General features: G+C 60.0%; 17 protein-coding genes. 8 read left to right on the forward strand and 9 right to left on the reverse strand.

Features of this window, described 5'->3' with window-relative positions; all coding sequences use genetic code 11:
- The first annotated feature begins 14 nt into the window (after window positions 1-14).
- The 3 genes from LPB19_RS02095 to LPB19_RS02105 all read left to right on the forward strand — a co-directional run bounded on the left by LPB19_RS02095 (window position 15) and on the right by LPB19_RS02105 (window position 2,799).
- The gene (locus LPB19_RS02095; protein ID WP_206644448.1) at window positions 15-764 is read left to right on the forward strand and encodes a glutathione S-transferase family protein; all 750 of its coding nucleotides are present in this window, start codon (window positions 15-17) and stop codon (window positions 762-764) included.
- Between the two features lie 111 nt (window positions 765-875).
- Complete coding sequence (locus tag LPB19_RS02100; protein WP_206644449.1) at window positions 876-1,847, forward strand: sterol desaturase family protein; 972 nt, start codon at window positions 876-878, stop codon at window positions 1,845-1,847.
- Complete coding sequence (locus LPB19_RS02105; protein ID WP_206644450.1) at window positions 1,816-2,799, forward strand: alpha/beta hydrolase; 984 nt, start codon at window positions 1,816-1,818, stop codon at window positions 2,797-2,799. Before LPB19_RS02100 ends, LPB19_RS02105 begins: the two co-directional genes overlap by 32 nt.
- 127 nt (window positions 2,800-2,926) lie before the next feature.
- On the opposite strand, the gene crp is transcribed toward LPB19_RS02105, so the two are convergent.
- The gene (gene crp / locus LPB19_RS02110) at window positions 2,927-3,568 is read right to left on the reverse strand and encodes a cAMP-activated global transcriptional regulator CRP (RefSeq protein ID WP_206644451.1); all 642 of its coding nucleotides are present in this window, start codon (window positions 3,566-3,568) and stop codon (window positions 2,927-2,929) included.
- 265 nt (window positions 3,569-3,833) lie between these two features.
- Between crp and LPB19_RS02115 the strand changes: the two genes are divergently transcribed.
- From LPB19_RS02115 to LPB19_RS02130, 4 genes are all read left to right on the forward strand, one after another.
- Window positions 3,834-4,256, forward strand: a complete 423-nt coding sequence (locus LPB19_RS02115) for an OsmC family protein (protein WP_206644452.1) — start codon at window positions 3,834-3,836, stop codon at window positions 4,254-4,256.
- A gap of 244 nt (window positions 4,257-4,500) precedes the next feature.
- Window positions 4,501-5,295 (forward strand): adenosylmethionine decarboxylase, encoded by a 795-nt coding sequence (gene speD, locus LPB19_RS02120; RefSeq protein ID WP_206644453.1) that lies wholly within the window; start codon window positions 4,501-4,503, stop codon window positions 5,293-5,295.
- A 142-nt stretch (window positions 5,296-5,437) separates the two neighbouring features.
- Window positions 5,438-6,043, forward strand: a complete 606-nt coding sequence (locus tag LPB19_RS02125; protein ID WP_206644454.1) for an FMN-dependent NADH-azoreductase — start codon at window positions 5,438-5,440, stop codon at window positions 6,041-6,043.
- A 26-nt stretch (window positions 6,044-6,069) separates the two neighbouring features.
- The gene (locus LPB19_RS02130; protein WP_206644455.1) at window positions 6,070-6,927 is read left to right on the forward strand and encodes a pirin family protein; all 858 of its coding nucleotides are present in this window, start codon (window positions 6,070-6,072) and stop codon (window positions 6,925-6,927) included.
- Window positions 6,928-6,993: 66 nt separating this feature from the next.
- On the opposite strand, the gene LPB19_RS02135 is transcribed toward LPB19_RS02130, so the two are convergent.
- The 3 genes from LPB19_RS02135 to LPB19_RS02145 form a co-directional block, all read right to left on the reverse strand.
- Entirely contained in the window at window positions 6,994-7,371 is a 378-nt protein-coding gene (locus tag LPB19_RS02135; RefSeq protein WP_206644456.1) for a hypothetical protein, read from the reverse strand.
- Window positions 7,372-7,545: 174 nt separating this feature from the next.
- Complete coding sequence (locus LPB19_RS02140; protein WP_206644457.1) at window positions 7,546-8,412, reverse strand: phosphoribulokinase; 867 nt, start codon at window positions 8,410-8,412, stop codon at window positions 7,546-7,548.
- 18 nt (window positions 8,413-8,430) lie between these two features.
- Entirely contained in the window at window positions 8,431-12,294 is a 3,864-nt protein-coding gene (locus LPB19_RS02145) for a DUF1631 family protein (protein ID WP_206644458.1), read from the reverse strand.
- Window positions 12,295-12,510: 216 nt separating this feature from the next.
- Here LPB19_RS02145 and LPB19_RS02150 point away from each other — a divergent pair, with 216 nt between their 5' ends.
- A complete protein-coding gene (locus tag LPB19_RS02150; RefSeq protein ID WP_323127900.1) occupies window positions 12,511-13,533 on the forward strand; it encodes an aminopeptidase in 1,023 nt (340 codons plus the stop codon).
- Here the strand turns inward: LPB19_RS02150 and argA are convergent.
- From argA to LPB19_RS17165, 5 genes are read right to left on the reverse strand one after another with little or no spacing between them, the layout of a single operon-like run.
- On the reverse strand, window positions 13,504-14,814 hold the full coding sequence (argA, locus tag LPB19_RS02155) for an amino-acid N-acetyltransferase (RefSeq protein WP_206644460.1): 1,311 nt from the start codon (window positions 14,812-14,814) through the stop codon (window positions 13,504-13,506). The two genes, LPB19_RS02150 and argA, sit on opposite strands and share 30 nt — an antisense overlap.
- Before the next feature lie 13 nt (window positions 14,815-14,827).
- Window positions 14,828-16,006, reverse strand: a complete 1,179-nt coding sequence (argE, locus tag LPB19_RS02160) for an acetylornithine deacetylase (RefSeq protein ID WP_206644461.1) — start codon at window positions 16,004-16,006, stop codon at window positions 14,828-14,830.
- Window positions 16,007-16,030: 24 nt separating this feature from the next.
- Window positions 16,031-17,278, reverse strand: coding sequence for an LSm family protein (locus LPB19_RS02165; protein WP_206644462.1), 1,248 nt, complete (start codon window positions 17,276-17,278; stop codon window positions 16,031-16,033).
- A gap of 24 nt (window positions 17,279-17,302) precedes the next feature.
- On the reverse strand, window positions 17,303-18,199 hold the full coding sequence (gene argB, locus LPB19_RS02170; protein WP_206644463.1) for an acetylglutamate kinase: 897 nt from the start codon (window positions 18,197-18,199) through the stop codon (window positions 17,303-17,305).
- Window positions 18,200-18,249: 50 nt separating this feature from the next.
- Window positions 18,250-20,862: a phosphomannomutase/phosphoglucomutase gene (locus tag LPB19_RS17165; RefSeq protein ID WP_206644464.1), complete on the reverse strand. Its 2,613-nt coding sequence runs from the start codon at window positions 20,860-20,862 to the stop codon at window positions 18,250-18,252.
- Window positions 20,863-20,915: the final 53 nt, after the last annotated feature.

Below are 20,915 nucleotides of genomic sequence, written 5' to 3' on the forward strand. Positions count from 1 at the left end.
TCAGGAGGTTACCCATGGCTTTAAAGCTCTACCAGTTCGCCATTTCCCATTACTGCGAGAAAATTCGCTGGGCACTGGATTACAAAGGCCTGAACTACGAAACCATCACGCTGCTGCCCGGCCAGCACATCAAAACCATGCGCCAGGTGACCGGTACCAAGATAACGTCGGTGCCGGTTCTGGAGCACGATGGCACGATCGTGCAGGACTCGCCGAAGATCCTGGACTATCTCGACCAAACCTTTCCCGAACGACCGCTGACGCCGGAAGACCCGGCACTCCGGGAGCAGGCCCTGGCGTGGGAGCAACGCCTGGACAACGAGGCGGGGCCCGCGGTGCGCTGCTACGCCTATCACCACTTCCTCAAGCGCCCGAAAGTGGTCATCCCGCTGCTGGCCGCCGGAACCCCCTTCTACAACCGCTACCTGCTGAGTCTGATCTTCAGTCGGGTAGAGGAAATGATGCGCCACTGGATGAAAATCAACGAAAAGACGTCCGAACAGTCGCGTCTGGTCATGGAACAACTACTGACCGACCTGGCCGCTGCCTACAAGGATAGCCCGTTTCTGGTCGGCGACACCTTTACCCGGGCCGACCTGACCGCGGCAGCCATGTTTTCCCCCATGTTCCAGCCCGATGCCTACCCGCTTAACTGGCCCAAGCCGGAGAAGATACCAGCGGATGTGTCGGCCTGGCTGCAACAGTGGCAACCGCAACTTCAGGTGCTGTCGGACGTCTACGAGCAGCACCGCAAGGCCGGATAACACGTGCCGGTGTCGCAAACCGGCAACCATCGTGTCGTGAAACGACAGCGCGATCAGCCCGAGTACGTGCCAGAATAAAAGCGCATAACAAAACAACAAAGGCGCACTGCAATGGCCCTCACCGACATGCTGCTGGCTGTCTTACACGACAGCGGACTGATAGGCCTGTGGGAAATGGTTGCCCCGTGGCTTGCACTGGATGCACGGCAGTTAATTTTTGTCGTCGCCACGCCGGCGTTTATTGCGGTGGCGGTATGGGAATACCTGCGGATCAAGCACGACCCGAAACTGATGGATGGCCGCGAAGCCATCCGGAACTTCGCTCTGGGCGCCGGGTACCAGACCACCGAACTGCTGTTCGCCGGTATTATTGCGTTTCCGGTCTATGCCCTGTGCTACCACTACCGGCTGTTCGACCTCGAACTGAATGCACTGACCGCCATTCTGACGTTCATTGGCGTTGAATTCTGCTTCTACTGGATGCATCGGACCAGCCACCGGGTGCGCTGGTTCTGGGCTGCCCACATCGTGCACCACTCGTCCGAGCGCATGAACTTTTCCACGGCCATGCGCCAGAACGCCACGAATATTTTCAACGGTAACTGGCTGTTCTACCTGCCTCTGGCACTGCTGGGTTTCAACCCGGTCTGGATCGGGGTCGCCTACGCCCTGTCCCTGGTCTATCAGTTCTTCATTCACACCACGCTGGTCAGGCGTCTGCCAGACTGGGTCGAGCTGATATTCAATACCCCGAGCCACCATCGGGTCCATCATGGTCGCAACCGGGGCTACATTGATCAAAACTTCGGTGGGGTGCTGATTGTCTGGGACCGTCTGTTCGGCACCTTTACTCCGGAAGACGAGCGAAACCCGCCGCACTATGGCGTCACCACCCCTCCGCCGTCCAACAACCTGTTTGTTCTGTGGACCCACGAATACGTGGACCTGTTCCGCGACATGGCCCAGCCCGGAAGATTATGGTTCAGGATCAAACACCTATGGAAACCGCCGGAATGGAAACGCCCGGCTCCTGCAGACCTAGGGACAACCCATGCAAGAACACCCCTTAACACTGACCAGTGACGATGATCACCTGATTCACGGCACGCTCTTCGAGCCGGATCAGCCCCGAGCCGTTCTGGTCATATCCCATGGCATGGCGGAGCATGACGGACGCTACGCCGGGTTCGCACGCTGGCTCGGCGAACACGATATCGCGACCATAACCTTCAACCACCGCGGCCATGGCCCGGCGTCCGCAAAGGACGACCTCGGCCATTACAGTGACCAGCAAGGGTGGCACAAGGTAACGGACGACCTGTACCGGGTGCTGGGCCATGCCCGGGCCCGGTTCCCGGGCGTTCCGGTGCTCCTGTTAGGGCACAGCATGGGTTCGTTTATTGCGCAGAGCTGCATCCAGCAACACAAGAAGGCCGCCGATGCCCTGATCCTGAGCGCCACCAACCGGATCAACAAACCGCAGCTGCTGGCCTACCAACTGTTGATCGGCGGGCTGCTGAAAGTCTACGGCCGCCGTCACCGCAGTCCGACACTGACCAATCTGTCCTTTGGACGGTTCAACAAGGCCTTCGAGCCGGCTCGAACCGACAGCGACTGGCTCAGCCGCGATCCGGCCCAGGTCGACGCCTACCTGGCCGACCCGCTGTGCGGATTCCAGTGCACGACCGGCCTGTGGCAGGATTTCGTGCGCGGCATTCTGAGCATCAACCCCGGACAATGGCCCAAGGATCTGCCCGTTCACCTGTTTGCCGGCACCGAGGACCCGGTGGCCGAGATGGGCACAGGCGTCACCCGGCATTTCCGGGCCATACGCGATGCCGGAGTTAAACGAGTGACGCTCCGGCTGTTCGAAGGTGGCCGACACGAGATGCTGAATGAAACCAATGTCGACCAAGTGCGCGATTACATCTTATCGCTGTGCCAATCCCATATTCAGCCGGAACAGCCGGGGCCGGAGCATGCGTCCCAAGGGAAAAAAGCCGGAGCCCGGCCAAGCGGTGTGGATACAGATTAAATCCGTTGCGATCGTCGACTGAGAGCAGTGGCAGACTGGGATAACCGATGCAAACAGAGAAGGGAAAAGGAGCGATGGCGGCCGGCTCCCGGCAGGAAGCCAGCCATGCGCCATTCAGGATAAAGCGTTATCGGGTGCCGAAGACCACCATGGTCTTGCCTTTCACCCGCACCAGGCCCTGATCTTCCAGGGTTTTCAGAACCCGGCCGACCATTTCCCGGGAACAGCCCACAATACGGCCGATTTCCTGACGGGTAATCTTGATCTGCATGCCATCCGGATGGGTCATCGCATCCGGCTCCTTGCACAGGTCCAGCAAGGTACGGGCGACCCGGCCAGTCACGTCCAGGAACGCCAGGTCACCGACTTTGCGAGTGGTCTGACGCAGCCGGGAAGCCATCTGCTCGCCGATAAAGTACAGCACGCGCGGATCCTGCTGGGCGATTTCCCGGAACTTGGTGTAGGAAATCTCAGCCACCTCACACTCGGTCTTGGCCTTAACCCAGGCGCTGCGGGAGTCCATGTTGTCGAACAGTCCCATCTCACCGAAAAAGTCGCCGGCATTGAGGTAGGCCATGATCATTTCCCGGCCGTCGTCATCCTCGATGATGACGGTCACCGACCCCTTAACGATGTAAAACAGCGAATCGCTCTTGTCGCCCGCATAGATAATGGTGCTCTTGGCCGGGTAACGGCGGCGGTGACACTGAGAGAGGAAGTAGTCGAGATGTTTGGTTTTCTGCTCAACCGGCTTGATGATAGTGGCCATAATACGAGCGGTGCCTCCTAAATACGGGCGCTTCCCAATGGTTATTGTTAATCCCGCCTTCCGTGCGGGTTCATTACATTTTGTTCAAAAACAGGCCCACTTATAGCAAGAAGCCCCCAGCTGAGCAACTGCAAAGCGGCTACAAAATGTGACCTCGCGACACCGGACGGCTGTTCGTTCCGGCCGGTTATGCTAGCATCCCGCAAAACCTTGGCAATACTGGCGTTGCGCCGGTGCCTCACATTCCGAGCATGGAGAATTGTTGATGAAAGCGACCGTTGACTGGACCGGTAACGTCAGTTTCAAAGCCACCAGCGGCACCGGACACAGCGTTCAGATGGATGGCCCACCCAACGACGGCGGCCAGAATCTGGGGCCCCGGCCAATGGAAATGCTGCTCATGGGCGTCGGTGGCTGCTCCTCCTACGACGTGGTCACCATCCTGGAAAAGAGCCGCCAGGACGTCACAGCCTGCCATACGGAACTGGAAGCCGAACGCGTGGATGCCGTGCCCGCAATCTTCACCAAGATTCATCTGCATTTTGTGGTGACCGGCCGAAACCTGAAAGAGAACCTGGTAAAGCGGGCGGTTAGCCTGTCAGCCGAGAAGTACTGCTCTGCCTCCATCCTGATGGAAAAGGCCGGCGTCGAAATCACCCACAGCTACGAAATCCGCGCTGCGGAATAAAGCGCCGGCCCGTTGGATCTGGCGGAGCGACCGAGGTTTCGTCACTGCGGCAATCGCTCCGGCAAAATCCATCAAAAATGTCGGCCCTGAACTCTATTCACGCCCCATGGCTGTGTGCATAATACGCAGCCTCTTAGCCACCCTGTACAAAAGATAGACAGCCGATCATCGATCGGAGGCGATCCGGCAGAGCTCAGGCGAGCTTGCTGTTGTCATTCACACCTTCGCATGGAGGGGACTGAACATGGAAAACAAGCTTCAGTTACACGGGTTCAACAACCTGACCAAATCCCTGAGCTTTAACATTTACGATATCTGCTACGCCCAGACCGAGGAACAGCGCAAGGCCTACATCGAATACATTGACGAGATGTACAACGCCGAGCGTCTTACCCAGATCCTGAGTGATGTCGTGAAGATCATTGGCGCCAACATCCTGAACGTCGCCCGTCAGGACTACGACCCGCACGGGGCCTCGGTGACCATGCTGATCGCCGAGCATGAACTGACCAACCCGGAAGACCATGATAACGAGGAATCGCCTGGCCCCATGCCGGACACCATCGTGGCGCACCTCGATAAAAGCCATGTGACCGTGCACACCTACCCGGAAAGTCACCCGCATGATGGTGTCAGTACCTTCCGCGCCGATATCGACGTATCCACCTGCGGCCTGATTTCGCCGCTCAAGGTGCTCAACTACCTGATTCACAGCTTCGATTCGGATGTCGTCACCGTGGATTACCGGGTGCGCGGCTTTACCCGGGATGTGGATGGCACCAAGCACTACATCGACCACGACATCAACTCGATCCAGAACTACCTCGCCGAGGATACCCGCAACGCGTATCAAATGATCGACGTCAACGTGTACCAGGAGAACCTTTTCCACACCAAGATGATGCTGAAAGACTTCAATCTGGAGAACTACCTGTTCGGGGTCAAACCCAGCGATCTGGACCCGGACGAGGCCCGTTCCATTGAGGAGCGCCTGCACACAGAAATGCTGGAAATCTTCTACTCGCGGAATCTGGGCTGACCAAGCCCGGGGCGGGCCAACGCGCCCGCCCCTATTCATCAATTAATTTGAACTTTCCTGCCAGTTTTCTCCGTTTTATACCCTTCCTCATACCCGTTTAAATACGCTCATACCCTGTCATCCTCGATTTGGGAGTACCTTTATGAGCAAGCAGATTCTCGTTATTACAGCCAGCATGTTCGGCAGCCAGGGGCAGTCCTCGCAACTGGTATCGCAGACCCTCGACAGCCTCAAGGCCAGTCATCCCGACGCCGTCATCCGGGTCCGGGACCTGGCCCAGGAGCCGGTTCCGCACCTGGATGCCGAGCGCTTTCAGTCCTTCCTGGCACCCGAGGGCGAGTTGAGCAGCGAGCAGCAGCATGCGCTGGCTCACTCAAACGAACTGATCGAAGAACTCAAGCGGGCCAACATTGTCGTGCTGGGCGTGCCCATGTACAACTTCGGCATCCCCTCGGTTCTGAAAGCCTACTTTGACCACATCGCCCGGGCCGGTGTCACCTTCCGCTATACCGAAAACGGCCCAGAAGGCCTGCTGGAAGACCGGCCGGTCTACGTACTCGCAGCACGCGGTGGGATCTACGCCAACACGCCCAACGACAGCCAGACGCCCTATCTGCGCTCGTTCCTGAACTTTCTGGGGCTGAAAGAGCTTCACTTTGTCTATGCTGAGGGGCTGAACATGGGCGACGAACAGAAGCACACCGCGCTTGAGCAGGCTCGCGAGCGTATTCAGGCGGTCACCGCCTGATAACCGATGATGGTGGAGGAATTCGCATGACGCTTCGTACCGTAGACCGGGTAATCCCTGCCCTGGAAACCTCCGATGGCGCCGGCGTCCGCATCAAGCGGTCGCTGGGACAGCATTCCAGCGTAAGACTGGACCCCTACCTGATGCTGGATGAATTTGGCTCGGACCAGCCCCAGGATTACATCGCCGGCTTCCCCGCGCACCCGCATCGGGGTTTTGAAACCGTGACCTACATGATCGAGGGGCACATGCTCCACGAAGACCACATGGGCAACCGGGGCAACCTGCGCAATGGCGGCGTGCAGTGGATGACCGCAGGCCGAGGCATTGTGCACTCGGAAATGCCGCAGCAGGAATCCGGCCTGATGCGGGGCTTCCAGCTCTGGCTAAACCTGCCGGCGGCGGAAAAAATGCAACCGGCGGGCTATCGCGACATCCAGCCGGAGGACATTCCCAAAGTGACGCACCAGGGCGCGACAGTGAAACTGATTGCAGGTTCACTGACCCTCGGCAACGAGACTCTGGAAGGCGCGGTGGCCGGCGGCACCACGCAGCCAGTGTACGCGGACATCCAGTTTGCCGCCGGCGGTGATATCCGGATTCCGGTCAGCGCCGGCCACAATGTCATGGTTTACCTGTACGAGGGAGACGCCTCGGTTGAAACGGACAACGGCAGCCAGGCACTGCAGGCGTCCGCCGCCAGCGTGCTGAGCGATGGTGATGAAGTTCGGCTTCGGGCTGGCGAAACGCCCGCCAGGCTGCTGCTGATCGCGGGACGCCCCATTGGCGAACCCATCGTGCAGTACGGCCCCTTTGTGATGAACACCCGAGAGGAAATCGAACAGGCGCTGCAGGATTTCCGCGACGGCCGTCTGACGGCCTGAACCGGGTCTGCCGGCATAGGGGTGACTCAGTCGTTGCTGGTCACCCCGTATTTAAGCCGAATACAGTCAAATGCTCCCTGCTCTAGCAATCGGCGGGCGCTGTACTCCAGCTTCTCGAAATCCTCGTTGTCGAGCGACCATGGCAAATTTAAGCTCAGCCAACTGATCGAGCCGGGTCAGCCGGTCGGCCTGGTCCGCAGCCATGTAAAAGCGGGTTTCTCCGCCCAGATCGTAAAGAACATACCGGTACCTGGGGCGGCCATTGTCGCTGGCGTGAAACAGGCCCGCCGTGGCATCAACACGACCGTTCTGGAGCTCCCGCTGCAGCCGGGCGGATGTATAGAACGCCAGCTTCGGCTGCATCCCTGCATGCTTCACCACTTCGGACAGAAAATCAGCATCAATGCCAAAGCCCTGATGTGCCGGCCAGCTACAGTCAGCCATGCTTCCAGCCGCAATCGGGTACCCGCTTGCAAACGAGTAAGGCGGGAAATCATAAAAACCCAAAACCAGAGGCGTTTCTGCACGCGTCCCCGCGCTCAGCCCCAACAACACCAACCCGGTCAGCGCCCTGAAACCGGGCAGCGCCATTTTCCAACCCACGTTGAAACATCCACTCTAGGCAAAGGGCTTTCCTGCAATGAGCCGCTGGACCATGGGCCGGACCATCAGGTCCATCGCCAGCGGCATCTTGGTGCCCGGAATGACAATGGTATCGTGGCGTGACAGGGAGCTGTTCGGAATCAGCTGCAGCAGGTAGGGAAAATCCACTTCCGAAGGATCTCGGAAGTGGATCACCAGCAGACTCTCATCTTCGGTCGGCACATCACGAACCACAAAGGGGTTGGAGGTATCCACCAGGGGTATGCGCTGAAAGTTAATGTGGCTGTGGGAGAACTGGGGCACGATGTCGTGTACGTAATCGTCCATCCGGTTGATGATGGTTTCCACCACCGCGTCCTGGCTGTAGCCCCGCTTGTGGGTGTCCCTGTGGATCTTCTGAATCCATTCCAGGTTAACGATGGGCACCACGCCAATCAGCAGGTCAACGTACTGGGCTATGTTGTAGTTGTCAGTGACAACGCCCCCGTGCAGGCCCTCGTAGAACAGCAGGTCGGTGTCCGGTGGCAAAGGCCCCCAGGAGGTGAAGCTGCCGGGCTTGTGCCCCTGTTCCACCAGATCCCGGTCCTCGTCGTGCACGTACTGGCGGTAACGACCGTTGCCGGTGTGGGCGTAGTCGTAAAACAGGGCCTCGAGCTTGTCGATGTGATTGGCGGCCAGTGCAAAGTGGTTGCGTTCGCCAAACTGGCCCTTGGCCGCCAGACGCGCCATCTGTTCCCGGTTATAGCGGTGAAAACTGTCGCCCGTGACCATGGCCGCCTGCAGACCTTCGGCGGCAAATATACGGCTGAATATCTGACCGGTGGTCGTGGTGCCGGCTCCGGATGAGCCGGTCACGGCGATAATAGGGTGGCGTTTGGACATGATTCCTTGGTCCGAGTGTCAGGTCAGGCTTTCCAGTAGCCTTGGCTTTTCGATGGCGAAGCCCTGAGCGTAGTCAACGCCCAGCTGGGTCAGGATATCAAGCACCTCCCGGGATTCAACCTGGGCGGCAATCACTTCACGCCCCATGTAGTGGGCCATATCCACCATGGATTTCACCATCGCCCGATCAGTCTCGCTGACATTGAGCTGATTGGTAAAGGTGCCATCGATCTTGATCATGTCCACCGGCAATGAACGCAGGAACTGGAAAGACACCGGCCCACTGCCGAAGTTGCCCAGGCAGAACCGGCAGCCCAGCTCCTTAATCTCACGCATGAACTCCGCAACCGAGTCGATATCACGAATCGCCGACGCCTCAGTCAGCTCGAACCACAGCCGTTCAATGGGTGCGTCCTTGTGGCTGAGTTTTTCATAGATGAACTCGAGCAAGGACTTGTCATTGAGCGAGTAGCCGGACAGATTGATGCAGATGCCGCCCAGATGACGGGGGTCAGGCGCGGTCTCCTGCACCCAGTCCATCATGTGGCCAACCACCCACCGGTCGACCGCCTGCATCTGGTCATAACGCTCTGCCATACGAACAAAATCCCGGCCGGAAATCAGGTTTCCGATGTCATCGTACATGCTGATGAGGATTTCGTACTGGGGCGACATGGTGACCTTGGCATGCAGCGGAATGATTTTCTGGCACCGCAGCAGCATCCGCTCCTCATCCAGATTCCCGAGGCTGGCAACACGCGCGGCAATCTGTGCTTTACGCGCCTCGTCGCCGGCATCAACGGGCATCACGTTGACCTTGCCACCACCCTGTTTCTTGGCCTCCGACAGCGCATGCTCGCAGGCCCGCATCCAGCGTTCGGCACTGACCATCGAGGGCGCTTCGGGCACCACGCCGATATTGGCCGACAAATGGTAGGCACGCCCGTCGAATTCGAATTCCGCACTTTCCACCGCCTGCACCAGTTCGCCGGCCAGGGATTCCGCCTGCGCAGAGGGCACCAGCATGCCAAACTCGTTGCCGGCAAGACGCGCCAGCGGTGTATCGGTGCCCGCCTGTTTGCTGAACACTTCGGCAAACTCTTTCAGTACCGCATCGCCCGCTTGCTGGCCCGCCGTCTCGTTAAGCAACCGGAAGTGACGCAGGTCGATTCGCAGCAGGGATTTCGGATGTTCCCGGTTAATCAGGTGCTGATTCACCGCGCGCTCAAATTCGCGACGCCCGAGCAGCCCGGTTACCTCGTCGTGGGTCGCGGCATAGGACAGCTGATCGTAGACCTTGCGCACCATTCGGTCGATGCTCTCGTCCACCAGCGGCCTTTCGTACTGGGTGTCCTCGACAATGGAACCTTCCTGCATACGACGAGCAAGGGCATCCAGGTCCAGATCCACCACCCGCATGCCCTGATGGTTAACGAACACGTAGCGGCTGCCGCCGCGGGCAATCCACACCAAACGAATGTACTGGGGTGTCTCCGGCTTTTCCTGGTCCCGTAGCCAATCCCCCACTTTCAGATGCTGGACGCGCTGCACCCAACGCTGCAGCGCTGCGCGATCATCGCCGGCGGTGGCGTTGCTGGCGCTCTCCGCACTCGCCCCGGCGGCGGGCACATCGACCATATCGGGGGTCTCACCCGACCCGCGGACGAGGAATTTTTTCAGGTCTTCCCGGATCTGGGAGGCGGGCAACTGATTACTGGAAATCGACGCCAGGCCATCCTGAATGACGCGCAGCAGTTCCGGCATATTCGGCGCATTGGCCGGATCGTCGGCGAAGCCCAGCAATGAATCGACCACCGCCAGGTAGTCCAGCCACAACTGGCTGTCAGGGCCCTGACGAATCCAGGTCAACGAGAGCAGATCCCGCCAGCCGCCTTCGATCAGCGTCATCACGGCGCGAGGCACCCGTCGCCCTGCCAGCCGCTCGTTCAGTATTTCGGCAACCGCCGCCTTGGACTCGGACACTTTTTGCGCGCCCTCGGCGGCGGCGGTCACCCGCTCGACATTCCGTCGGTAAACCAGATTCTGCCGATCAATCAGGCTGTCCAGCTCGTGCACGGTTTGCTCGAACACCCCGATGTCCTGCTCGAACTCGGTGGTGATGCGGTGCACCAGCTCATCCACCTTGCGCTGCAGTACCGGATTACTCCGCCCACCCTTCACACCGAGCTGGGCCAGCCGGTCCATCACACCACGCACAGGGCTATTCTGATCATCAAAGAACGCGGGATCGCGCATTACGACCTTGAGCACCGGCACTTCCAGCTGGCGTACCCGCTCCCGCGCTTCGTCACTGAGCTTGGGGCTTTCAACCACCGACCGGAAAAACCGGTCCACCACATCCAGCGTTTCCTGCTGCTCGTCGTCCAGCTTCGCGGCGCCGCCGGCGCGAACGCGCTCGACCACCCGATCCTTCAGGGTGACGGACGCTTCCTGCGGCTGGACAGCCTCAACCTGCAGGCCCTGAAGTTCACGGAACAATTCGCCGGTGGACAGCGGACGGGCATCCGGGGCGAAGGCCGGTTTACGCTCGCTTTCAGCCGCACCGCGACTGGCCGACAAGGTATTGAGCAGGTTTCGAACGGTCGCAAAGGCCGACTGCGCGACTTTCGTCTGGTTACTCCATTCACCGCTGAAGGTCGGTTTCACCGCCCGTTCCGGACGTTGCCTGACCGGTGCCTCAACGGCGTTGCTTGTCGCCGCCATTTGTTGGCCAGCAGGCGGTGGGGAAGGCTTCACTGTCTCTATCTTGGCAGGTTTGGTCGGGATAGGCGGCGGCTTCAGCGATGCTTTGGGTTCTTTGGGTTCTTTGGGTTCTTTGGGTTCTTTGGGTTCTTTGGGTTCTGTGGATGCTTTGGGCGCCTGCGATGTACTTTCCTTGCCGCTCAGGTATTTACTCAGATCGAGGTCTGGCAGCACGCCCTGACGGATCAGGATGTCATTCAGTTCCTTGTACAGCGGCTCCAGTTTCTGAAGCACGGTCTGCTCAAATACTTTCAGACAGACCTTCTCCACATCCCGGGACAACTTCAGCATGCTGAGCCCGGAATGAAACGCCTCACACACCAGCGACGGACCAAGCGGGTTGTAATGGCCCGTCGCGTTGGCCACCCCAAGCTTGTCCAGTCGTAACTTCAGCTGCAGAAGATCGCCACGGTACTGGGTGTCGGCCTTGGTCACCATCACACGAATGGTGAGCCAATCTTCAAACTCGCCTTTATCGACAACGGATAATTCAGAACCGGGGAAGCCCTTGGGAATGGGTTTCATCGGCGATTCCAGATTGCGGGACATCTGGTGCCAGATTACTCGCTGCCGTGCTTTCAGTTGCGCGGACGCATCCATCAGTTCATTGGCTTGCTGGTCGTTGAGGGCTTTCTGAGCCGCGCCACTGAGTCCCTCGACCATTTGCGGCAGGCAGGCTTCCATCAGCGGCTGAATAAAGCGGACCACGGCTTTGGCTGCCTGGTGCAATATGAACTGGACGTTATCGGTCGGGGCTTTCAGGGAAGGCCTGTCTTGATCTTTCGAACCGCCGGTCAGCTTCAACATGGCATCCACCGCGTCCGGATTGGGACGGGTGAAGCATACCCCCATGGCACCTTCGATCCGACGAACAATGGCCACATACAGCTCATGACGTCGACCGTCCGGGCTGCGAAAGCGCACCGTCACCTCGGGCTGCTCAGCCTCGGTGAGCGCGCGCTCCATATGACGTGACGTATCCCCGGAATAGCGAACAAAGAGCCCTTCGGCGCAGAAATCAGCAATTTGGCAAGGCCACGCCTGGCCTCGGCCAAAGTCGAGTTGAGCAGCCAGCTTGATCGCTTTGCGAGGGCTGCCACGACGTTCTCTTGGATCCATGAACTTCCTGATAATATGAACAACTGGCCAGCGGAATCTGAAGCTTTCCCGGTTCCGGCCCACATCCCTGAACACGGTGACAACCGCCACCTGCTACTGTGGATACCTTCCCTGTACTATAGCGTTTAAGTTCCTTCCTGCCACGACGCGAGTATAGCACTCAGACCTATGAAATCGCTCAGTGCCCTATGTATAGTTTTGCTAAGTTTTACCTCTTTGGCCGGATGCACGTCCCTGAGGTATTACAGTCAGGCCATCGGCGGCCACACGTCGCTGATGATGTCCGGCGATTCGGTGGCTGCCCTGATTGCGCGTCCAGACACCGATCCCGATCTGCGCGAGCGGCTGAGGCTATCGCAGGCGGCTCGTCACTTCGCCCGTGACACACTGGCACTGCCGGTCGGTAACGCGTTCGACGAGTACGTCGAATTGGGCCGCCCCTGGGTGGTGGTTAACCTGGTGGCCGTTCCGGAATTTTCGTTAAACCCACACCAGTGGTGCTATCCCGTGGTGGGCTGCCAGTCATACCGGGGATACTTCGAGCTTGACGGTGCCCGGGAAGAGCAGGCGCAGTTCCAGCAGTCCGGGCACGACACATTGATCGGAGGCGTCACCGCCTACTCAACGCTGGGCTGGTTTGACGACCCGCTGCACTCGGGATTCACTGCCCTGCCCGAAGACCGGATGATCGCACTGATGTTTCACGAACTGGCGCACCGGGTTGTGTACATCGGCGGCGACACGGCCTTCAATGAAAGCTTTGCCACCGCCGTCGAACTGGAGGGCCTGGCGCTCTGGGTAGCGCGGAACGGCAAGCCCGAATGGCTGGAACGCGCCGGCGAGCGTTTACAGCAACGAGAGCAAACCCTCGCTCTGGTGGAACAGGCCGCCACGCACCTGAACCAACTGTACCAGCGGGCGGATCAGCAACCCGACGATCAGCTCCGGGCCGAGAAAGCGCGACGGCTGGATCAACTCCTGGCGGATTACATTGAACTGTCAGAGCAGTGGCAGCAGCCCGGCCCGCTCGGCGCCAGGCCGGAAAGCCTGAACAACGCCCACCTGGCATTGTTCAGGCAATACAACCAGTACGTGCCAGGATTCCGCCAGCTGCTGAGGGACTACAACCACGATTTTCCCGCCTTCTACCAGGCCGTGGAAGACCTGGGTGCGCTGCCAAAGCCGGTGCGCGAACAACGCTTGATGGCGCTAGTCGAGCGGTTTGACGAACACCTTTGATTTGCGACGGGAGTTGTACGCAGCCAGTTTGGGGCCCGGCAACTCCTGCACGGTGGAGGGTTCGAATCCGCGCTCACGGAACCAATGCTCGGTTTGCGTGGTGAGCGCGAACAGTTTCCGCAAGGCCTGTCCGCGCGCAAGCTTCTCCACCATGGCCAGCAGTTCATCGCCGCGGCCGGCGCGGCGGTAGGCCGGATCGACCGCAAAGCACGAGAGCTCCCCGGCCTCTTCGTCCGGATACTGGTACAGCGCAGCACAACCCACAATGCTGCCATCGCGCTCCGCCACCACGAAACAATCGACCTCGGTTTCGAGCATCTCGCGCGAGCGCCGGATCAGCACCCCCTGTTCTTCCAGCGGCCGGATCAATTCAACAATGCCGCCAATGTCTTCCACCCGAGCCGGGCGGATCTGCTCGTATAAATCACCGCTGACCAGGGTGCCGGACCCGTCCCGGGTGAACAGCTCTTCCAGCAGGGCGCCATCGTCCCGATAGCTGATGATGTGCGCCCGACGGACGCCCTTAACGCAGGCATCACACGCGGCTCTCAGCAGCGTGGCGTTCTCGCTGGCCATGGTGTCCCGGGCCAGCCGATCCGACGCCTGACGGGCCGACAGCTCCCGGATCAGGGCGCCGTCGTTATCCAGCACACCCTGACCATCAATGAAGGCAATCAGCTTTTCAGCTTTCAACGCAGCCGCCACCTGGCTACCCACGTCCTCGTACGACAGGTTGAAGGCGTCGCCGGTCGGCGAGTAACCCAGTGGCGGCAACAGCACGATGTGACCCAGTTCGAGAAGGCTCTCGATACCCGCCACATCCACCCGACGCACTTTGCCGGTAAATCCGTAATCCGTGCCATCAAGCACACCCACCGGGCGGGCGACCACGTAATTGCCACTGCTGACCCGGATGCGCGCGTTGTGCATGGGGGAATTCACCAGCCCCATGGATAACTGGCTTTCCAGCGCTGCCCGCAAGCCTCCAACCGCTTCCAGAACCAACGGCAGATGTTGCTCCTCGGTGACCCTGAGGCCAAGGGAGAAGGTGGATGCCATGCCGGCGCCATCCAGACGCGCCTGAATCTGGGGCCGCGCCCCGAAAGCCACCACAAGACGAACGCCCAGGCTGCACAGCAGGGCGATGTCGTGGATGATATTGATGAAATTGCCATGACCAATCGCATCGCCCGGCAACGTCAGCACCACGGTTCGGCCACGGTGGGCATTGATGTAGGGGGAGGAGTGGCGGAATCCGTGCAGCCAGTCGTTCGATTTCAATCCGGTCTCCATATCAACTCAAATCCAGACAAAACTGCCGGATCAATCCTTTTAGTATCCGGACTGCCGGCGCCAGCTGGGCCAACTCCAGAAACTCATCCGGCTGGTGCGCCTGATCGATGGATCCCGGCCCCATTACCAGGGTTTCCAGGCCAATCTGCTGTAACCAGGGTGCTTCGGTGGCAAAGGCAACAGCCTGTGCCGGGTGGCCGGTCAGCGCTTCACAGGCTTTGACCAGCGCGGCATCCTCGGCAGTTTCGAAGGGGGGCACCCCCTCGAACAACGGCTCAAACTCCATGGTCAGTTGCCGCCGGCGGGCGATGGGCTGAAGCTCATGCAGGATGGCCTGACGCAACTCGTCCATATCCATGCCCGGCAGAGGACGCAGGTCAAAATGCAGTTCACACTGGGCACAGATCCGGTTCGGATTGTCACCACCGTGGATACAACCGAGGTTCAGCGTTGGCACCTCGACCTTGAAATTCGGATTGCGATAGCGCTTCTGCCACTGGCTGCGCAGGGCCAGCAATTCCGTCAGCGCTTCGTGCATGCCTTCGAGCGCGTTGCGCCCCAGTGCCGGATTGGAAGAATGCCCGGAACTGCCTTCGAACTTCAGGCGCTCCATCATGATGCCTTTGTGCATCCGGACTGGCCGAAGCCCCGTTGGCTCCCCGATCACCGCGTAACGGGCCTTGGGTTTCCCCGCTGCGGCCAGCGCACGGGCGCCACTCATGGAGCTTTCTTCGTCCGCCGTGGCAAGAATAATCAGCGGTTCTTTCAGGGGCTGGCCGGCAAACTCGCGCGCGGCCTCGATGGCAAAGGCGAAAAAGCCTTTCATGTCGCAGGTACCCAAGCCAAACCAACGACCATCGCGTTCGGTCAGCTGGAAAGGATCGCTTTGCCAGCGTTTATCGTCAAAAGGCACCGTATCGGTATGGCCCGACAGCACCAGGCCACCCGGCCCAGACCCCAGTGTCGCCACCAGATTGAACTTGCCCGGCGCACCGGGCACCGGCAGGATCTCCACGGCGAAGCCGAGAGGTTTCAGCCACTCGGCCAACAGCTGAACCACCGGCTCGTTGCTGTGATCCCACTCCGGCGACGCGCTGCTGATCGATGGAATGGCAATCAACCGCTCCATCATGGTCTTCACATCTGGAACGGTGGCAACGCTCTGCTTAACCTCCGACATAATCCCTCCGGATCCGCTTAGGGATCACTGCGCCTGGCCGCGACGCCAGACCTCAAAATCGCTTACCGCGCGAATCAGCATCGGATAGGCAACCTCACCGCCACCCACCATCCGGGCGACTTCCAGTTCCCGCTCGCCAACGCTAACCAGCCGGCCCTCCACCACATTATCGTTCGAGAGCGTCACCCTGACCGTGTGACCCACCCACTGGTTGGCGGAAACCACTGGCTGAGCATACCAGCCCTGCCCCGGGGCGGACTTGACGGAGGCCGTTCGTGATACCGGTTCGTCAGAGGCCGGAATGCTCTGGCTGGCCGCCTTTTGCAGGTACACATCCGGCACCTCGGCACCGTTGTAGGCAACATCCCAGCCCGGACCGGAAACCCCAGCGGGGTAAACCGGTACACCGGCAAACTCACCGTCCGGGCGGAGCACGGCGGTGAGTTCACCGCCCTCCAGCAACCATTGCCGATAGAGCGCCCCGAACTGATCACTGGCCAGAAGGCCCCGGGCCTTCAACCCATTGCGCAACACCTGAGTGGTTCGCCGGGCCCATTCTTGCGGCTCCAGCCCTGCCCGCTCGCTGCAATAGGCCGAGATCCGGCGCATCAGGCCGCTGTCACGAACGGTGACGGTGATCAGCTGGCTGGAACTGTCCAGCACCGCGTCCGGGTCGTGCGGCTGGAATCGGGCACCGGGCCAGTAGCCTTCGATGCTGCCGGTGCCGGCCGTGTTCAGCTCAGCCTGCAGTCCCTCCGGAGTCTGGCGCATGATAAATTCACCACCGGTCAATCCGGCCACCCCCAGACTCATCAAATCCTGGCTGGAGAGCGGCTGCAGCGGGTCTTCCGAACAGGACAGCACAAATAAGCCGGGCAGATCCTGCTGGTCCCGGGCTTCATCAGTAACCCATTGGCGTAACATCGGGCTCTGCAGCATCATCTCCAGCCCCTCGGCCTGAAGCGTCCAGTTGCTGGACAGCGATGCCGGATCCAACAGGGCCTCGATCAAGCTGATCGGCGATCCGGCATCCAGCTCAAGGCGGCCAATCTCCAGCGAACGCGTCAGACGAAAATCCTGCCAACTGGCGTTGGACAGCACTAACTGCCCTTCCAGACTGGACCCGATCGTGCCCCGCTCAAACACCCCGAGCGGCTCCAGCGCCAGGCGCACATCCGAGGCCCTCTGATCCGCCAGCCACCAGACCCCGGCCTTGAAAGCCGCGAATCCGATCAGGCCCAGAACCACCAGCCATTTAATTAGCCGCAACATCCGGAGACTCCTAACTTTGCGTCATCAATTCCGCGATATCAGGGTACCGACACCCTCGTCGGTGAAAATTTCCAGCAAGCAGGCATGGGCCACGCGGCCGTCAATGATGTGCGACGTGCGCACACCATTTTCCACCGCGCTCAGGGCACAACGGATCTTGGGCAGCATGCCGCCGTGGATGGTGCCATCGTCGATCAGGTCATTGACCTGCTGGGCGGTCAGGCCGGTCAGCACCTTGCTATCCTTGCTTTTAAGACCCGATACGTTGGTCAACAGGATCAGCTTCTCGGCCTTCATGGCTTCCGCCACTTTGCCGGCAACCAGATCGGCGTTGATGTTGTAGGACGCGCCGTCCGGGCCGACACCAATGGGCGCAATCACCGGGATCACATTACTTTGGGTCAGCATGTCGATCACGTCCACATTCACGCTGGCCACCTCACCCACATGGCCGATATCAATAATCTCGGGACGCTCAAGTTCCGGAGAGCGCTGGAGCACCTCCAGCTTGCGGGCTCGAATCAGGTTCGCGTCTTTGCCGGTCAGACCCACTGCCGTGCCGCCATGGGCATTGATCAGGGAGACAATTTCCTTGTTGACCTGGCCACCGAGAACCATCTCCACCACGTCCATGGTCTCGGCATCGGTGACCCGCATGCCGTTGACGAAACGGGACTGGATATTCAGGCGTTCCAGAAGATCGCCGATCTGCGGACCGCCGCCGTGCACCACAATCGGATTGATGCCCACCAGCTTCATCAGCACCACGTCACGCGCGAAGCTGCTTTTGAGCTCCTCGTTCTCCATGGCGTTGCCACCGTATTTGATGACCACCGTCTTGCCGGTAAAGCGCTGAATGTAGGGCAGCCCCTTACTCAGCACCGACGCTACCTGAATTGCCGAATCACGATCCAATGCCATGCTGATGCCTTATTTCCTTACGTGCTGATAAACGTTTAACCGGCCGATGCTCACAGATCCACCGTTACATCGGGCGCCACCCTGGCCAGCTGCACCCGGAAAACCTCTTTGATCCGCTCCAGAGCCGCTTCCGTTTCTGCCTCGAAGCGCAACACCAGAACCGGTGTGGTGTTGGATGCCCGGCACAAACCCCAGCCGTCGGCATAATCCACACGAACACCATCAATGGTGCTGATCGTACCATCGCCGAACTCGCCGTTCTGCGCCAGACGTTCGACAATGGCGAATTTGCTGGCTTCTGTCACCTCGACGTTCAGCTCGGGGGTGCTGACGTCTTCCGGGAAGTCCTCGAACACCTCGTTGGTCTGCCGGTCTTCCGCTCCCAGAATCTCCAGCAGCCGTGCCGCCGAATAAAGCCCGTCATCAAAACCGAACCAGCGCTCGCCAAAGAAAATATGCCCGCTCATTTCCCCCGCCAGCAAGGCTCCGGTCTCTTTCATCTTGGCCTTCATCAGCGAGTGGCCGGTTTTCCACATCACTGGGCGGCCGCCGGCCTCACTCACGGCGCTGGCCAGACGACGACTGCACTTCACGTCGTACAGCACATCAGAACCCGGATTGCGCGAGACCACATCCCGGGCGAACAACATGAGAAGGCGGTCCGGCCAGATAATCTTGCCGGTGTTGGTAACCACGCCCAGCCGGTCGCCATCGCCATCGAACGCCACCCCGATGTCGGCGTTTTCCTCTTTCACCCTGGCAATCAGATCCGCCAGGTTGGCCGGCTTGCCGGGGTCTGGATGATGGTTGGGGAAATCACCATCCACCTCGCAATACAGGGGCACCACCTCGCAGCCGAGCTCTTCAATCAGCAGAGGCCCGAGTTCACCGGCGATACCGTTTCCAGCATCTACAACCACTTTCATTGGCACGGCGACACCAACGTCCTGCAGAATCCGATCCAAATAGGCCCGACGGATATCCTGCGCGGACTGCGCGCCCTGGCCCGAGGCCAGATCGCCGGTTTCGACACGCTGGTACAGCTTCTGGATGGCATCGCCCGACAGGGTTTCACCAGCCAGCATGATTTTCAGCCCGTTGTAATTGGCCGGGTTATGGCTGCCGGTGACCATCACGCCAGAGCCGGTGCCCAGTTCGTGGGTGGCAAAGTAAAGCACCGGCGTTGGTACTGCACCCACGTTGATAACATCGCACCCCGTCGACAGGATGCCGTCCGCCAGGGCGGCTGCCAGGCCCGGACTGGAATGCCGGCCATCGTAGCCGACACAAATGGACTGAACGCCCCGGGCAAGGGCCTCGGACCCGATGGCCTGGCCAATGGCCCGAACGACATCCTCCGACAGGCTCTCACCGACAATGCCGCGGATGTCATAGGCCCGGAAGATTTCACGGGACAGATGCACCGACGGCCGGGAAACTTCGCCTACCTCTGGGGTATCACCGCCGAACAGGGCAGCGTCATCACGTCCCAGCCCGAGCACGTCCTCATCGTCATTAAGCACGTCAATATCGAGGGCATCCTCACTCTGGAACAGCGGCTCATTGTCCATCGGCAGGGTGGAATCGGGGCCAGCTGCTTTTTTCGGCCGGGCGGAGTTGGCCGCCTTCAGCACGCGCTTTTCCACCATCTGGGACATGCGTTTCATCGCCTCAGCGGCAGAGTTCACCATCTCCCAGCGAGCAATCGGCGGCGCAGCGCGCTCACCGGTAAAGGCTTTCTGAGCCCATTGGATCAGACTGGAGACATCGGTTCGCAGGCTACGCTGGGCGCCGGTCAGCAGCACCCAGACCAAACCAGCGGCGACAAGAACGGGAATCCCGATCAGGGCCGCCAGCACAATGATATTCACCGGCGCCTGAGGCCCCTTGGCGGGCGTGTAGGCCACGGACCAGTCCGGATTGATCAAGGTTCGAGTCTCCGAGGCCGCTGAGGCCTCGCCACTACCCGCCACGGTTCGGACCGTCCCGGATACCGACTGGATCAACGCCAGCGTGCCGCCAAGGTCAGCATTGACCACCCGAAGCAGGGGCTGCAACTGCCCGGCATCAAAAATCACCAACAGGCTGCCCAGGGTCTCGTCGGAACCGGCACGATGGACCGGAGCGGCCACCTGAACGTACCAGCGATTGTCCCGGGGGAAGGCATCGGCCACCAGCGTCTCACCCTCTTGCGACTTGCGGGCCAACTCCAAACCGGCAAAGCCCAGCAGACCTTGATTGCGAGCCGTGCGGGGAATTTTCTTGTCGGCGAAAAGATGGGCGCCTTCAACACCTGGCAAGGCCTGTTTCAGGTTGGTAACAACCGCCTCGATACCGTCCCCGGACGTGACCGCAGCAACCACATCCGCCCGTGTTGCCAGGCCGTTGACGCTGGCCTGCATCTGCGCCAGGTGCAGATTCATGCGCTCGGCTGCGGCCTCCGCCTCGATCGATTTTTGCGTTGCGTAAAGCGCCTGGGTAGCCGGCTGCACCACCAAAACCTGCACCAGGGCGACCGCAATGATGCCAGCCAGTACCACGGCCAGGGCCTGCTTGAGGGCAACAGAATCCAGTCGTTTCAGTTTCAGCCCTGCTCCGCCGGCCTTGCCTCTCTTGCCCTTCGTCCCGGAAGTTTCAGAAGCTTTGTCTTTACCCAACTTCATAATGGTTCCCGTCGTTGTATTTTTTGTTCCGAGTTATGTGTTCTGTCGCGGTT

Source organism: Marinobacter salinisoli, from assembly GCF_017301335.1.
Lineage (GTDB): Bacteria > Pseudomonadota > Gammaproteobacteria > Pseudomonadales > Oleiphilaceae > Marinobacter > Marinobacter salinisoli.